This window comes from Candidatus Dormiibacterota bacterium (assembly GCA_035536395.1).
Taxonomy (GTDB): Bacteria; Patescibacteriota; Saccharimonadia; order UBA4664; family DATLOE01; genus DATLOE01.
Window position 1 is genome coordinate 29557 of record DATLOE010000017.1, and the last position, 15589, is coordinate 45145.

The 15589-nt window shown below is 49.7% G+C and carries 17 protein-coding genes and 1 pseudogene; 15 read left to right on the forward strand and 3 right to left on the reverse strand.

From position 1 onward, the window contains the following. Nucleotides 1-42: 42 nt before the first annotated feature. From VNA68_02600 to priA, 3 genes are read right to left on the reverse strand one after another with little or no spacing between them, the layout of a single operon-like run. Complete coding sequence (locus tag VNA68_02600) at nt 43-870, reverse strand: methionyl-tRNA formyltransferase (protein ID HVE81003.1); 828 nt, start codon at nt 868-870, stop codon at nt 43-45. Beyond that, complete coding sequence (def, locus tag VNA68_02605) at nt 867-1418, reverse strand: peptide deformylase (protein HVE81004.1); 552 nt, start codon at nt 1416-1418, stop codon at nt 867-869. Before def ends, VNA68_02600 begins: the two co-directional genes overlap by 4 nt. After that, nucleotides 1415-3358 (reverse strand): primosomal protein N', encoded by a 1944-nt coding sequence (priA, locus tag VNA68_02610; GenBank protein ID HVE81005.1) that lies wholly within the window; start codon nt 3356-3358, stop codon nt 1415-1417. Before priA ends, def begins: the two co-directional genes overlap by 4 nt. 44 nt (nt 3359-3402) lie before the next feature. Here priA and secD point away from each other — a divergent pair, with 44 nt between their 5' ends. From secD to nrdR, 15 genes and pseudogenes are all read left to right on the forward strand, one after another. Beyond that, the gene (secD, locus tag VNA68_02615; GenBank protein HVE81006.1) at nt 3403-4710 is read left to right on the forward strand and encodes a protein translocase subunit SecD; all 1308 of its coding nucleotides are present in this window, start codon (nt 3403-3405) and stop codon (nt 4708-4710) included. Continuing rightward, the gene (gene secF / locus VNA68_02620; GenBank protein HVE81007.1) at nt 4707-5600 is read left to right on the forward strand and encodes a protein translocase subunit SecF; all 894 of its coding nucleotides are present in this window, start codon (nt 4707-4709) and stop codon (nt 5598-5600) included. Before secD ends, secF begins: the two co-directional genes overlap by 4 nt. 126 nt (nt 5601-5726) lie before the next feature. Then, nucleotides 5727-6008 carry an ArsR family transcriptional regulator gene (locus tag VNA68_02625; protein HVE81008.1) on the forward strand — a complete coding sequence of 94 codons (282 nt, stop codon included), beginning with the start codon at nt 5727-5729 and terminating at the stop codon, nt 6006-6008. A 40-nt stretch (nt 6009-6048) separates the two neighbouring features. Then, nucleotides 6049-7722: a single-stranded-DNA-specific exonuclease RecJ gene (gene recJ / locus VNA68_02630; protein HVE81009.1), complete on the forward strand. Its 1674-nt coding sequence runs from the start codon at nt 6049-6051 to the stop codon at nt 7720-7722. Between the two features lie 66 nt (nt 7723-7788). Beyond that, nucleotides 7789-9057: a histidine--tRNA ligase gene (hisS, locus tag VNA68_02635; GenBank protein ID HVE81010.1), complete on the forward strand. Its 1269-nt coding sequence runs from the start codon at nt 7789-7791 to the stop codon at nt 9055-9057. A gap of 1 nt (nt 9058) precedes the next feature. Next, nucleotides 9059-9364 carry an HIT domain-containing protein gene (locus VNA68_02640; protein ID HVE81011.1) on the forward strand — a complete coding sequence of 102 codons (306 nt, stop codon included), beginning with the start codon at nt 9059-9061 and terminating at the stop codon, nt 9362-9364. A gap of 63 nt (nt 9365-9427) precedes the next feature. After that, nucleotides 9428-9637 carry a 30S ribosomal protein S21 gene (rpsU, locus tag VNA68_02645; GenBank protein HVE81012.1) on the forward strand — a complete coding sequence of 70 codons (210 nt, stop codon included), beginning with the start codon at nt 9428-9430 and terminating at the stop codon, nt 9635-9637. Continuing rightward, complete coding sequence (locus VNA68_02650) at nt 9637-10080, forward strand: GatB/YqeY domain-containing protein (GenBank protein ID HVE81013.1); 444 nt, start codon at nt 9637-9639, stop codon at nt 10078-10080. The genes rpsU and VNA68_02650 overlap by 1 nt, the downstream gene beginning before the upstream one ends. Beyond that, nucleotides 10080-10544, forward strand: coding sequence for an rRNA maturation RNase YbeY (gene ybeY, locus VNA68_02655; GenBank protein ID HVE81014.1), 465 nt, complete (start codon nt 10080-10082; stop codon nt 10542-10544). The genes VNA68_02650 and ybeY overlap by 1 nt, the downstream gene beginning before the upstream one ends. Beyond that, entirely contained in the window at nt 10541-10897 is a 357-nt protein-coding gene (locus tag VNA68_02660; GenBank protein ID HVE81015.1) for a diacylglycerol kinase family protein, read from the forward strand. Before ybeY ends, VNA68_02660 begins: the two co-directional genes overlap by 4 nt. After that, a complete protein-coding gene (locus VNA68_02665) occupies nt 10894-11427 on the forward strand; it encodes a nucleoside monophosphate kinase (protein ID HVE81016.1) in 534 nt (177 codons plus the stop codon). Before VNA68_02660 ends, VNA68_02665 begins: the two co-directional genes overlap by 4 nt. After that, entirely contained in the window at nt 11424-12173 is a 750-nt protein-coding gene (gene map / locus VNA68_02670) for a type I methionyl aminopeptidase (GenBank protein ID HVE81017.1), read from the forward strand. The genes VNA68_02665 and map overlap by 4 nt, the downstream gene beginning before the upstream one ends. A gap of 62 nt (nt 12174-12235) precedes the next feature. Continuing rightward, nucleotides 12236-13462 carry a cell division protein FtsA gene (ftsA, locus tag VNA68_02675; GenBank protein ID HVE81018.1) on the forward strand — a complete coding sequence of 409 codons (1227 nt, stop codon included), beginning with the start codon at nt 12236-12238 and terminating at the stop codon, nt 13460-13462. Between the two features lie 197 nt (nt 13463-13659). Then, a pseudogene (gene ftsZ / locus VNA68_02680) lies at nt 13660-14607 on the forward strand (cell division protein FtsZ). Between the two features lie 523 nt (nt 14608-15130). Next, complete coding sequence (gene nrdR / locus VNA68_02685; GenBank protein HVE81019.1) at nt 15131-15589, forward strand: transcriptional regulator NrdR; 459 nt, start codon at nt 15131-15133, stop codon at nt 15587-15589.

Here is a 15589-nt window from a genome sequence, read left to right on the forward strand (position 1 = left end):
CTCCCCAGTACACTTTACTATCCTTAACTGCTTAACTTTATCTTAGAGCCTAAGGCCGCGAGTGAATTCACTCGCGGTCATTTCTTTTTTACCAGCCGGTTTAAGCCGGTTTATTAGAAGCGAATCCTTACCACAGCCGACAATCAGCTTGCCGTCATTTATTTTTACCAGCCCGGGCAGAATTTTCACTTTAGTGGCCTCAGCCGAAGTAATCGTAATGTCCTTCTTAAACAATTCGGCCTTACTGCCGGGCCAGCCGAGGTAAGCCCTTATTTCACGCTCAAGCTGCTCGGCCGGTTTTCGCCAATCAATCACACCATCACTTTTCTGAATTAATTTTGTATAGCTAGGAGCGGTGGAGCTGTCTTGCTCCTTGGGCTTAGTGGAACCACTCGCGATACCGGGCAAAACCTCAAGTAAAAGCTTCGCGCCAATGCCTTGCAGCTTTACGGCCAGCTCAGCTTTCTCTTCATGGCCTGTAAGTTTGATACTTTCTTGTGCGTAAAGCGGCCCGGAATCCATACCTGCAGTTAACTTCATAATTGAGACACCGGTCTCTGCTGCGCCATCCAATATAGCCTGCTCAATCGGTGTCGGCCCGCGATAGATAGGTAATAAAGAGGGGTGGATATTAATGACACCTAGGGGAAACTGATCCAATACAGCCTGCGGCAGAATCTTGCCGTGGGAAGCCAGTACAGCAAGACTCGCCTGGTGCCGCGTATCTCCAACTTGCCCCGTAATCACCGCTTCAATCTGAAAACCAGCCTCTTGCAGGCTGTTGCGAATAAGAGGCTGGGGGTTATAAGCGCCAGTGGTTAGCTTTTCATTGCCAAAAAAAACTACCTTGGTCATATTTGCGTCTTTCATGTGGTCTCGGGTTGGTGTATGAACTCGCCCTTGGCATCCAGCCGGTAGAGCTTAGAGGGGTCTTTAACACGGTCTATAAACAGCTTGCCGTTGGTGTGGTCGATTTCATGCTGCATCACTCTAGCCAAAAAGCCTGTGGCTGTAATACGTACCGGTTTACCATTAATATCTGTTCCTTTCACCTTAACTTTCGGGTATCTGGGCACCGAGCCGTAGAGATCTTTCACGCTCAGGCAGCCCTCCATTGCTTCCACCGGTTCACCCTCGTACTTAACTATTTCCGGGTTGATTAGAACTTTAAAATCCTTAGCTTCTTTATCTTCAAAATTACGACGGATAATTATTACACGATAAAGCTTGCCTAGCTGAACAGCCGCCAGCGCCGCGCCGAACTCATGCTTACGGCTGGCCTCCCAATCAAGCGTGGCCTCTACCATTAAATCTGCCAACTCTTTGGTGGAGTGGTCTATATGGCTGATCTTGCGTGAGGGTTTACGCAGCCGCGGATCCGGCAGTTTAATAATTAGGTCTTTTGGGGTCTGTTTCATAATAGGTTAGTTGGATCCAAATCTGCTTTCCAGCCAGCTGGTAGCTTATCTGCAATTTGCTGCAGTGTTCCTCTGGCCGGCGATTTAATAATGATGTGCCACTGGTACAGCCCTCCGGCGCGCTCGTGAAAGGCCGGTGCTGGGCCAAGTATCTCTGTTTTCTCCAGCCCGCTGATTCGCTCTAGAAGCTTGCCGGTTTCGGCTTCCACTTTATCACGTTTGGCGTGACTGTAGGTTAATTTTAACAAATAGCGGTAGGGTGGGTAACCCATAAGCCGCCGGTTGGCCAGCTCAGCTTCCGCAAAACTCCAGAAATCATGACGCGCGGCCTGCTGAATAGCCGGGTGGTCTGGGGTGTGGGTTTGAATGAATACTTTACCCGGTTGCCTGCGGCCCGCCCGCCCGCTGACCTGTGAAAGCAGCTGGAAGGTCCTCTCGGCAGCGGAAAAATCTGGGATATGCAGCATGGTGTCGGCGTTTATAACACCGATAATATCGAGCTTGGGCAAGTCTAGCCCTTTAGCGATCATTTGAGTGCCAATCAGTATATCTATATCACCCGAGTGAAGCTCGCGATATAGCTGGTGAAGCGTTTTTGGGTTAAGGCTGTCGCGGTCTATACGACTCAGTCGTGCTTTGGGCAAGAGGGAGATGATTTCGGCTTCTATGCGCTTAGTGCCACTGCCGACATAGCGGATATCACTTGAGCCACACTGGCTGCAAGTGGCGGTCGGCGTAGCTTGCCAGTTGCAAAGATGGCAGGTCAGCTTCATCACATCTGCATGCAGGGTGAGGGGCAGCGAGCAGTTAGGGCATTTGCTGACATCCCCGCAATCTCCGCATATCCGGCTAGAGGCGCTGCCACGGCGGTTTATAAACAACAGTGATTGTCGGTTTTGCTTGAATGTAACCTTCAGTGCATCTAGCAAGGGTTCAGATATATAGCGGCTGGATTTAAACAGCTCCTTGTCGCGCAAATCAATAATCTCGGCGGTAGGCATACTGAGACCAGCTACGCGTTCGGTGATTTTAGATAAGCTAATCTTGCCCTGATGAGCCAAAAAAACCTCCCACAATCCTGGTGTGGCACTTCCCAGCACCAATTTGGCACCGCACAGACTAGCCAGCTTGGCGGCCGTGGTTACGGCGTGGTACCTAGGTGTTTGGTCTTGTTTATAGCTTGTTTCATGGCACTCATCGACTACGATTAGGCCGGGATTTGGCACTGGTACAAACAGGCTAGAGCGTGGCCCGATAACTATTAATGGCGTGTCGCTTGTGTGGGCTTTTTGCCAGACTTGGTGCCGCTGGCTTTCACTCAGACCAGAGTGGTAGCTTAAGACCTGGCCGGGAAAGTGGGCTTCGAAGGCCGCGATTAATTGGGCGGTCAGGGCGATTTCGGGGATTAATATAATGGCTGAACGGTTGCGGCCTATGGCGTCTTCGGCCAGTTTTAGGTAGATTAATGTCTTGCCCGAGCCGGTAACCCCTTGTAAAAGATGTGTTTGCTGCCGGCTCTCTAGGATCTCAGTGAGTGCCTTTTTCTGCTGCGCAGTTAACTTGTGATCCTGTTTATCTGCCTTAAAGGAATCAGCCGCAAGCACAGCTCGGCGCTTTCTCTGGATACCAGTCGGCAGCATCATCTGCCATACCGATCCCGGATCCGCGCAGTAGTAAGCGCTGATCCATTCTGCCAGTTGGCAAAGGTAGGGTGGGAGGGGGTGAATATCGACAACTTCCGTAACCTTTTTGGTAGCAAACTTAGGTTTGGATGAGCAGCCGGTAACTACTCCGTAAACCTGTTTATTCCTCAGCGGCACCTTAACGACCTGGCCGACCTGAAGCGGCTCGGGCCAATGGTAAGTAAGTCCGCCCCTGGCGCCGGCTTGGGCGAGGGGGGATATTAGCAGGTAATGCGTTTTTTCCACCGTTTTTTCCATACGGCTATTATAACCGCGAGAACGAAAGTGCTATAATTTCTGGCATGAGTTTGCGGGTGAAGATAATATTAATTACTGTTTTAGCCCTACTGGCAGCTGTAATCGCATACCCTAAAGAGAGTGATTTGCTGCGTGTAATTGGCTTTAAACAGAACCTGCAAGTAAAGCAGGGTCTGGATCTGCAGGGCGGAGCGCATTTAGTGTTTGAGGCTGATCTTTCCAAGACCCCAGAGAAAGAGCGAACCAAGGCTATGGAAGCGCTGATTGAAGTTATACAAAAGCGGGCCAACCCGGCCGGAACGGCCGAGGTAAACGTGCAGCGCCAAGGCCAAAACCGTGTAATCGTGGAGCTACCAGGAGTAAGGGATACTGCCGATGCCATTGACCGTATTGGCCGCACAGCCAGGCTAGAGTTCCTAGAGGTCAGCCCTAGTAGCCAGCAGACATCACTGCTTGAGCTTACGGGAGACGACATACAGGCTATTAATATCGATTTCGACCCGACCAGTAATCGCCCAGTGGGGAGGCTGGAGATGAAGGGTGGGGACGCGACAAAAAAGTTTGCCGATGCTACCACAACAATCAATAAGACAGGCAGTCTACTGCTAATTACGGTAGACGGTCAGCCGGCTTTTGGCCCGGCAACTGTTTCGGAGCCGATTGTAGACGGTACGGCTCAGCTGCAGGGCAACTTTGCGACCGTGGAGGAGGCCAAGAAAACGGTTGAACTAATTAGGGGCGGTCAACTGCCGGTGCCGGTTGACCTGGTAGAGCAGCGTACAGTGGGACCGACACTAGGACAAGAATCGATCGATCGCAGTCTGGTGGCGGGGATTATTGGCTTAAGCATTGTAGCCCTATTTATGCTGGCTTACTACCGTTTAAGCGGGGTGGTGGCGGTACTAGCCTTAATGTTTTATGCAGCGCTAGTGCTCGCGATTATTAAACTGAGCTCCCTTACCGATTACACAATAGTTCTAACTTTGGCCGGTACAGCCGGGTTCATACTAAGTATCGGTATGGCGGTAGATGCCAATATTCTGATATTCGAGCGCATGAAAGAGGAACTGAGAGCCGGTAAATCCCTGCTGGCGGCCCTAGAGGCCGGTTTTGATAGGGCCTGGACATCTATTAGGGATTCTAACGTTTCAACCTTAATAACCTGCACCATTCTCTATATCTTCGGCACAGCGATTATTAAAGGCTTCGCTGTCACATTGGCTTTGGGTGTACTGGTAAGTATGTTTACAGCAGTTGTGGTCAGCCGCACGCTGCTAAGGGTGGTTATTCGCCAAAAGTGGGCGAGCCGGCTTGGGCTATACGGCGTTAAACCTCAGGAGATACAGTCGTGAACATTATCGGACGCCGTAAGATTTGGTATGCAATTTCGCTGATAATTATTATTCCCGGTACAATTTCTCTATTGGTAAACGGTTTAAGGCTGGGCATTGATTTTACAGGAGGCACTTTAATGGAGGTGCAGGGCAGGGCGGATGCGGCCACTGTTCGTCAGCTGACAGACAGGCTGGACATTAAAGATGTAACGGTTATTGCTAGCGGTTCGGATCGCAGTCTCATTAGATTTAGGGATGAATCTAAACCAAAACAGCAAGAAGCACATCATCAAATATTAAAGCGTGAACTTTCAGCAAAGGGACTTGATGAAATCAGGTATGAAGCCGTTGGGCCCACAGTTAGCCGCGATCTTACCCGGAATGCTCTTGTAAGTATAGCGGTGGTTTCGGTTGCTATCGTGCTATACATTGCCTTTGCTTTCAGGAATGTCCCGCCGCCGCTCAGTTCTTATAGCTTCGGATTTATGGCAATCGCGGCGCTTCTGCATGACGCACTGCTACTTTTGGGTATATTCTCCCTCCTGGGAGCATTCTTTGGGGTAGAGATAGATGTTTTGTTTGTGACGGCTATTCTAACCGTCATCGGCTTTTCGGTGCATGATACGATCGTAGTCTTTGACCGCATCAGGGAGAACCTGCGCCGGGAGAGAAAGCCGTTTGAAGATATAGTAAACCAGAGCATTATTGAAACTCTGGCCCGCTCCCTAAATACATCTGTAACTGTGCTATTAACCCTGCTGGCACTATACCTATTTGGCGGCCAGTCTATTAAACAGTTCGTGTTGGCTCTTTTAATAGGCATTGCCGCCGGTACCTACTCATCTATATTTAACGCCTCGCCACTATTAGTAACATGGAATAATTGGCGAGCTAAGCGAGCTGGCTGACATTGTATACATTTTTTGTTCAGTAGGCTAAGCATAAAAACTATTTGCGCCAGAGGCGCTTATTTAGTACTATAAAAACAAGCTATTAACAGGTTGAGTTGCCAGAAGGTTGCAATAATTACTACAATGCTCGAAGTATTTATAACCTCCAAGACCAGACGTAAAATAATCACCGTCTACACAAAATACCCCGATTATCGGGTGCACGTACGGGGCTTGGCAAAAATGATCAAAGAGGATCCGGGTAATGTTCAGCGAGAGCTGAAAGGCCTAGAACACGTGGGGTTCGTGAAGTCGGCCAAAGAATCCAACTCCCGGGTGTACTTTGCAAATCCGAGGTTTCCGCTCTATAGGGAGCTGCAAAGTATTGTTTTGAAGTCTCAGGCCTCTAAGCGCAAATCCGCTTAACTTTCTCTTATACACGAGTAAACCTGTTATACTAAAAGCAATGGAAGCTGTAGGTGTTGGTAAGATAGGAAATCTATCGGCATCATTGCCGCCGGTAGTACGTGCTTTGTTGGCCAAACGAGGATATGAATCAGACGAAGCAATATCTGCTTTTCTCAACCCTAAGTACGAAGGCAACTTGGCAGATCCTTACCTTATGAAGGATATGAAGAAGGCTATAGACAGGTTGCTTGTGGCCAAAAAGCGGTCTGAAACCGTGGCCGTCTACGGAGATTACGATATAGACGGTGTGGCAGCTACAGCTCTGATACTAGAAGTGCTTGAGGCAAATAATATAGACGCCTTTGCCTATATCCCGGACCGCTACGAGGAGGGCTACGGGCTGAATACCGAGGCCTTGGGTGCTATTAAAAAACGCGGCGCCAGTTTGGTGGTAACGGTTGATTGCGGCATTACATCTGCCGATGAGGTCGCATGGGCAAACAAAAAGGGGTTGGACGTAATAATTACCGATCATCATGAGGTACCAGAGGTGGTGCCGGAGGCCGTTGCCGTCGTTAACCCTCGCCAGCCATCGGACAAATACCCATACAAGGAATTAGCCGGGGTCGGCGTGGCATTCGCTGTGGCCAGAGCTCTGCAGCAAGCCACAGGTCAGCCTGCAGAGGGGCAGGAAAAGTGGCTGCTCGACCTGGTAGCGCTAGGCACCGTTTGCGATGTAATGCCGCTGACAGGCGAAAACCGCATAATGGCCAAATTCGGGCTACTAGTCTTAAGCAAGACTAAAAGGGTAGGGCTGGTTGCCCTGGCCCAGTCGGCCGGCTTAGTACTGACAGATGTTCGGCCGTATCATTTAGGGTTTGTAATCGGCCCGCGCCTGAATGCTGCCGGTCGCCTGGAGCATGCCGCGCATAGTTTAGATTTAATCGCGACCAAAGATCCTGTACTTGCCCAAAAGCTGGCTTATAGCCTGGAAGAGTTGAACCACAAAAGGCGAATAGAGCAATCGCGCATTACGGCTGAAGCCGATGCCGCCGCTCAGGAGTTTTCCGAAGACCCAATACTAGTGCTGGCCGACCCCTCTTGGTCGCATGGTGTGGTGGGGATTGTAGCTTCTAAGCTTGCCGAAAAGTGGCAGAAACCGACCCTTATACTGCAAGTGCTAGGGGATTTGGCAAAAGGTTCGGGCCGCAGCGCAAACGGCTACAATTTAATTGACGGCCTGCAGTCGGCACAGGATATATTTGAAAAACTGGGTGGCCACCATTTTGCCGCCGGCTTTACCTTGCCGGCAGCCCGCATTAATGATTTGCGCCAGCTGCTAGCCGCTCATTATCGGCAGGTGGAGTCTACTCTGCCGCCTCCAGCTAACCGCGAGGCAGACCTGCAGCTAGAAGACATATCAGAGGTAAACTGGCAGCTATACGACGCCCTGCAGGCTCTCGAGCCCTATGGCCACGGCAACCCCCAGCCGGTACTAGGTATTGATGGTGCAAAGATAATAGATGTGACCGTCATTGGCCAGAAGAAAGAGCACCTGAAGCTAAGGATTACTGGCAAAAGCGGCTCAATTTACGAGGCCCTGGCCTTTAACCAAGCCGAAAAGTATGCCCATTTGCGCTCTGGCCAATTGGTCAATATAACCTTCTTTATAGAGAAGAACCAATACAATGAGCGCTCACAATTACAGTTGGTGTTAGTGGCCGTACAGTGACCAAGGCAAGCTTGCGGGATAGCCTTAGGCTATGCTAGCCTACAAGAAGTTTGCGGAGTAAATTAAGTGGCAAAACAACAGTTTCAAAACGTGCGTGGTATGCCCGACATTCTGCCCGAAGTGGCGGTTAAGTTTAATTATTTAATCGATCTGTTCAGGCAACTGGCAGCCGATGCCGGATACGAGCCGATCGAGGTTCCGATTGCTGAAGATAAGAATGTCTTTATTCGCAGCGTGGGGTCGGGAACAGACATTGTTGATAAAGAGATGTATGTACTGCCAGATCGCTCTGGTAATGAACTAGCGCTTCGCCCGGAGCCGACTGCCGGCGTGGTGCGGGCCTACCTTCAGCATGGAATGAGCAGCCGCCCGCAGCCAGTCAGGCTGCAGGTAGCAGGGCCAATGTTTCGCTATGACCGCCCGCAGGCCGGCCGCCAGCGCCAATTCACCCAAGTTGGTGTAGAAGTGCTAGGCGAGAGCTCCCCAAGTGTGGACGCCCAGATTATTTCTCTGGCTTTGCGTTACTACAAAAAACTGAACCTGACTAACTTTAGTCTGCAGATAAACAGTATTGGCGATAATACCTGCCGCCCCAAATACCGCCGTGCATTGGTAGATTACTTTAACGAACACAAGAAAGATTTATGCGAGACCTGCCGTGGGCGCCTAAAAACCAATCCTCTGCGCATTTTGGATTGCAAAGAAAAAAGCTGCCAGAAAATAATCGATGAAGCTCCGCAGACCCTAAACTATCTGTGCAAGCCCTGCCAAGACCATTTTTCGGGTGTACTGGAATACTTAGACACTCTGGGTATTACCTACGAACTGAACCCTAGGTTGGTTAGGGGGCTAGACTACTACAACCGAACTGTATTTGAGTTTTACGGTGAACGTGAGGGCTCACAGAGCAGTTTGGGCGGCGGCGGGCGGTTCGACGGCTTGGCTGAAGCCCTGGGTGGCAAGCCGGTTGCAGCTGCCGGCTTTGGCTTGGGGATAGAGAGGCTGATATTGGAATTGGAAGAAAAAGGCATACAGTTGCCTACCCGCCCCAAGCTGAAGGTCTTTGTGGCCAGCCTTGGTGAGCCGGCTAGACTGCAGGCGTTCACTTTAATTGAGCAGTTGCTAGATAGTGGCATTGGAACAGTCGGTACAGTTGATAAAGACAGTATTGGCGGGCAACTAGAAAAGGCCAACAAGACCGGAGTGCCATACGCAATTATTATCGGCCAGAAGGAAGTTAAGGAAGAAACAGTGATTTTGCGCGATATGAGGTCGGGTGCTCAGGAAATGATTCCGGTGGGCGGAGTAATTAAAGAGCTGCATAAGAGGGTTTAAGATGCGTGAGTGCCTTTTTTGTGCTATTGCCGAAGATTCTAAGAATCTTGTCTGGGAGAATGAGCAGTTCGCGGCCTTCCGTGACCTTCACCCCAAAGCCAAAACACACTTACTGGTGATACCAAAAGAGCATATTGATACCCTGGATGACCTGGAGCATGATCATATTGCATCGGGTTTAATTCGAGCTGTCAGGGAGGTTGCCTCCAGCAACGGCTTAAAGGGTAGATATAGGGTACAAATTAACGTTGGCCGATTGGGCGGGCAGGAAATAGACCACCTCCATGTGCACCTACTAGCAGATTAGGGTTGAGCCGGCAGGTAAAACCCTGTATTATTTGTAGGTTATATATCTGATAAGGAAAATTACTTGCTACAAGTAACCCGAAAAGACGAAAAAGAGTCTCTAGAAAACCTGATTCGCCGCTTTAATAAGAAAGTGCAGCAATCGGGTGTTTTGGGCATAGCCCGGCGCAAACGTTACTACGAAAAGCCAATTAGCAAGCGCGATCAGCGCGAGATTGCACTGCGTAAGCGGGCTCGTAAGGATGCTAAAGCCAAGTTGTACCTCGGAAAATAATGAGCTTAGTTAACCAAATAGAAAATGACATTACAGCCGCAATGAAGGGTGGGGATATCGCTCGCACAGCGGCTCTTCGTTTGCTCAAAAACAGTCTTAAAAACGAGCAGATTAAGCTTGGCCGTGAGCTAGCGGAGGAAGATGCCATAAAGGTCCTGGCCCGCGAGGCCAAGCAGCGCCAGGAATCGATTAGTTCATACGAACAAGCCGGCCGCACCGAGCTGGCTCAAACCGAAAAAGAAGAATTAGATATTATTCGCACCTATCTGCCAGCCCAGCTGAGCGAGGAAGAGATAGCAAAACTGGTTGATGAGGCTATAGCCGAGGCCGGTGTTAAGGACGCTAGCCAAATAGGTGCGGCAATCAGCTCAGTAATGCAAAAAGCTGCCGGCAGTGCCGACGGAGCTACTGTAGCTCGGATTGTGCGGCAGCGACTGTCTTAATGCAGGGTCTTGTTATCAATTTCTTCGGCGCCTTACCCGCCCGCGCACATTGCAAAAAAATCAAAACGGCTGTTCTAAGACTGCAAGATTTACTGAAGATTCCCACGCAGGGAAATATTAATCTGAAGTTCGTGGATGATGCCGCAATGACAGTTTTAAACAAGCAGTATAACGGTCGCGGGGCATCTACCGATGTGCTAAGCTTTAGCTATATTGAAAATTCACCGGCTGGGGCAACTGAAGAGTTGGGCGATGTGATTATAAGCGTAGAAACCGCCCGCCGCCAGGCAAAGGAGTATGGCATAGACCTCACATCAGAATTAGCATTGCTGGCTGTGCATGGCGCACTGCATGTTCTGGGTTATGATCACAATGACACTGCCGGCCGTGAGTCCATGAGTCGTCTGCAATCTGAGGCGGTTAAGGCAGCCGGTCTTAAATATCGTGAGTTTGAGTGGAAATGAAGAGATTTATATCTAGTTTAAGTAGCGCGTTTCAAGGGATTGTACATGTAGTTCGCCAGGAGCGTAATGCCCGTATTCACTTGCTTGCTGGTATCGCGGTTTTAATTGCTGCTGCTTGGCTTCAGGTAACCAATTATGAGCTGGCGGCCTTGTTTTTCTGCATCGTGATAGTCTTTCTGGCTGAGATCGTTAATACCGCCCTAGAGAAAGTGCTAGACCTACTGCATCCCGAGCAGAACCACCAGGTAAAGGTAGTTAAAGATATCGCCGCCAGTGCCGTGCTGGTAGCGGCTATCGGCGCTGCCGGTATTGGAGTAGTCGTCTTCTACCCATATCTTGCAGAGTGGCTGTGAGGAGGGTCATAGCGGTTTTGGGTCCGACAGGTGCCGGTAAATCTCTCCAAGCCCACCTTCTTGCTGAACACTTAAAAATGACATTGATCTCTAGTGGCGATCTGCTGCGCGCATCAACCGACCCAGACATTAAACACCGGATGGAGGCAGGCGATTTAGTGAGGTCAAGTGATGTTGAGCATTTAGTTGAAGATGCTATTAGGCAGGCGCCGAAAGATAAAGGGATTGTCTTGGATGGCTTCCCCCGGCGCCGTACCGAGCAGGAGTGGCTTAATGTGATTTTAAAGCAATCTGGCCTTAATCTAAGCAAGGTTTTTTTGATCGAAGTACCCAAGGAGGTGTCTCTAGACCGCCTGGAGGAGCGGCATCGTACAGATGATGAGAAGGAGATTATTAAACACAAGTGGCTGGAATATATCCATACAACTTCACGCGTTGTCGAGGGTTACCGTGAGGCAGGTATTTTGGCCAAGATCGATGGCACCCTGACTCCCGAAGCAGTTACAGCCGAGATTAAGAAACACCTATGACTTTTAACCACAAAAAGACAAGCCAAGAGATTGAAGCCATGCGGCAGGGTGGTCGAATATTGGCCGAGGTGCTGGGCGCACTAGCAGTAGCAGTGCGGCCAGGTATTACAACTGGAGAGTTGAATGATCTGGCACATGAAAAAATCATTAAGCTCAAAGCCAAGCCGGCATTCTTGGGTTACCAGAGCTTTCCAGCCTCTATCTGTATTTCTATTAATAACGAGATAGTCCATGGTATACCTGGTAGCAAGGTAGTTAGCGCGGGCGATATAGTCACCTTGGATCTGGGCGTGACATATAAAGGCTTAATAACCGACTCGGCTATAACGGTCGCGGTTGGTAAAATCAGCCCAGAGGCTCAGAATCTGCTTAAGGGCACTAAAAGCGCTCTGGTGGCCGGCATTAAGCAGGTAAAACCCGGCAACAGGATAGGTGATATTTCTGCTGCAATTCAAGCGGAGCTGACCAAGTATGGTCTGAGTGTAATTCATGATCTGAGCGGTCATGGAGTAGGGCGTGAGGTTCATGAAGAGCCACCCATACCAAATTTCGGCCGGGCCGGTACTGGCATGGTTCTGGAAGAGGGTATGACGCTCGCAATCGAGCCAATGGCAAGTCTCGGTAGTAAAGAGATAGTGCTGCAGCCAGATGGCTGGACATATACGTCGGCCGATGGCAGCTTAACGGCTCAATTCGAGCACACTGTAGCCGTAACGGCTGACGGACACCGAATTTTAACGCAATAATACCCACCCGTCTTGCTTACTCTTAAGTATAAGCACTATAATACCTAAGAAAGGAACTGCCTGTGGCTGCCCGTCCAATCGAAGAAACTTTTATAGGTCTGGATATAGGTACAACAAAAGTCTGCTGTATCGTTGGTCTACTCGAAGAGGGATCGGCTTTACCTAGTATTATAGGGATCGGCCAAGCTCCCACAGCCGGTTTGCGCAAGGGAGTGGTTATTGATGTAGAGGAGACTGTTTCTTCTATTACGGCTGCGGTGGATGAGGCAGAGAGGATTTCGGGAATCGAAATCGATCGGGCTACTATTGGTATAGATGGGTCGCATATAGAGAGCCTCAACTCTACTGGAGTGATTGCAGTTGGGCATGAGATCAACGAAGATGATATACAAAGGGTACAGGAGGCGGCTTCAGCCGTACACCTGCCTCCAAACAGAGAGATTCTGCAGGTATTTCCGCGATCTTACTCGGTAGATAGCCAGCTAAACATTAAGGATCCCATAGGCATTAACGGAGTTAGGTTAGAGGCTGATGTTCACATTATTACCGGGGGCACCCCTGCATTAAAGAACCTGCACAGGTGTATATATCAGGCCGGTATAGATATTGAAGGCCAAGTACTGATTCCGGTAGCAGCTGCGAGTGCAGTACTATCTAAAAAACAGCGCGAAATTGGGGCGGCAATTATTGATATCGGCGGGGGTACCACCGGTATAGCTGTGTATGAGGAGGGGGAGGTGCTGTACACAAATATTCTTCCACTTGGCGCCGGGCACATTACCAACGATCTGGCGATTGGCCTTAGAACCAGCATTGATATCGCAGAAAAGATTAAACTGGGATATGTTAAGGCTCGTCATGCTAAAAGCAGTTCAACTGAGAAAATCAGGATTGAGGAGCTGGATGGCGATGAGGCAGTTGTGTCGCGTAGAGAACTAGACCGTATCACAGGAGCCAGACTGGAAGAAATTATGCACATGGTAAAGGATGACCTCAAGAAAATCAGCCGTTCTGGAATGCTACCTGGTGGCGTAGTGATCACTGGCGGAGGGGCCAAGATGCCGGGCATAGATGATTTGGCCAAAGAGATTCTGGAACTACCTGCTAGTATTGGGCGCCCGGAGCAAATAAGCGGTATCAGTGATAAAATTCATGACCCTAGTTTTGCAGCCCCGGTTGGTCTAATGCTTGAGAATATGCACTACTCGGCTGGCGGCGATCGCACTAACGTACGCCTCGGACAGACTGTAGATAAGATTAAAAAGACACTTCGCAACCTGTTGCCATAACAAAATCATTGTTTTTATAACAGCGGCCGAGGACTCTAGGCCGCTTACCTATACAAGAAACCATTATTGAATAAAAAAAGTATTCAATAATATACAGTATAAAAAATTGAATAAATAATTTGCATTTACAAAACGCTTTTATTAAACTGTGAGCATATCAATTTTGATACTTAAGTTGTGGTAAGGAGCAATAATATATGGCTGAAGTTTTACCTGAAGTGGAGACATTTGCCCGCATAAAAGTCTGCGGGATAGGCGGTGGTGGCTGCGCTGCCGTGGAGAGAATGATAGCGGCTGGCGTTAAAGGCATTGAGTTTATAGCTATTAATACTGACGCTCAGGCCTTGCATCATTCGCATGCTCCAACCAAAGTTCATATTGGTCGCCAGACTACTAGAGGCCTCGGTGCCGGAGCCGACCCCGAGGTAGGCCGCAAGGCAGCTGAAGAATCTGTCGGTGAGATTAAAGACATGCTGAAGGGTGCCGATATGGTATTTATTACTCTTGGTGCCGGAGGCGGTACCGGTACGGGTGCTGCTCCTCTGGTAGCCCAAGCCGCCCGCGAAATCGGAGCGCTAGTAGTCGGCATTGCAACCAAGCCATTTGCCTTTGAAGGTGAACGCCGCCGCATGAACGCCGATAACGGAATTGAGGAGCTCAAAGATACAGTCGACACCTTAATTACTATTCCTAACGACCGCTTACTACAGATGATTGATCGTAAGACATCACTACTTGAGGCCTTTAGGGTGGTAGACGAGGTCTTACGCCAGGGTGTTCAGGGTATTTCCGATCTGATTACTGTGCATGGTCTAATTAACCTCGACTTTGCCGATGTGAAAGCAATTATCCAGGATGCAGGCTCAGCGCTGATGGGTATTGGTAAGGCTAAAGGTGACAATCGAGCGATTGAAGCTGCCCGCCAAGCAATTGATTCGCCGCTGCTGGAAGTTTCGATCGAGGGAGCCAAGGGCGTACTGTTTAATGTCACGGGCGGCCGTAATATGACTATGCACGAAATAGATGAGGCCGCTAAGGCTATTACAGATGCCGTGGATCCGAGTGCCAATATTATCTTTGGCGCCGTTTTGGATGAGACTATGGATGACGAAATTAAGATTACGGTTGTGGCTACCGGCTTTGACGGCAGTCGCCGTCCACTCCGTCGCCCAGTGCTGGCCGGTGCCGAAGGGGAGGATGAGGCCAAGCCCGAGCGGCCATCTTTTTTCTCTTCCGCCAGCTTTAACCGTCCGTTTATTGATGAAAAGCCTCAAGCCGAAGACGAGGAGGCCAGCTCCATATTAGACGAACCGATTGCACCGGAGGTAGGTTCGATTGAACCGATAGGCGAAGCCAAGGGCCGATCTGAGGCAAAGGGCGCAGGAACCGCTAAGGCTATGATCGAAAAAGCCAGCCAGGCTGAAAGCTCAACCCGCCCGGATGGGGTAGAGGAAGAGGACGACCTAGACATTCCGGCCTTTATTCGCCGTAAAGTTAATTAATAAAAAACTAAGAGCCCGTTTAGGGCTCTTTTTTAGTTGGGGAAAACTGCAGGGAAGAATAACTTGTTTCAGGAGTAATAAAAAAGTACTTGCGCAAAAGGTAAGCCTAGCGCTATAGTGGATAGTGCTTACGCTATATATAGCGTAGATGCTAAAGGAGGGTGTAGTGAAGTGCCACGATTGTGATTATATGGATTCTAAGGTTATAGAATCACGCGATTTAGAGGATGGTGCTTCTATTCGCCGCCGCCGCCAATGCTTAAAATGCGGTTTCCGCTTCACAACTTATGAGCGTTTGGACAAACCGAGGCTTTCGGTTATTAAAAAGGACGGCCGAAGAGAACCTTACGACCGCGATAAAGTAGCTGGGGGGATGTACAGGGCTTGCGAGAAGCGCCCCATAGCCATAGCGCTGGTAGAGGAGGTGATCGATCAGATTGAGCGCGAGGTACGGGCCCTGGGCGAAGCCGAAGTGCCGAGCGAGCAGGTGGGCGGAATCGTTATGAATAAGCTGATGGCTCTAGATGATGTGGCTTATGTACGTTTTGCCAGTGTGTACCGCTCTTTTACTGATGTGGCATCGTTCGAAGCTGAGCTTGAGCGGCTGAAGAAACGAATAGTCTAA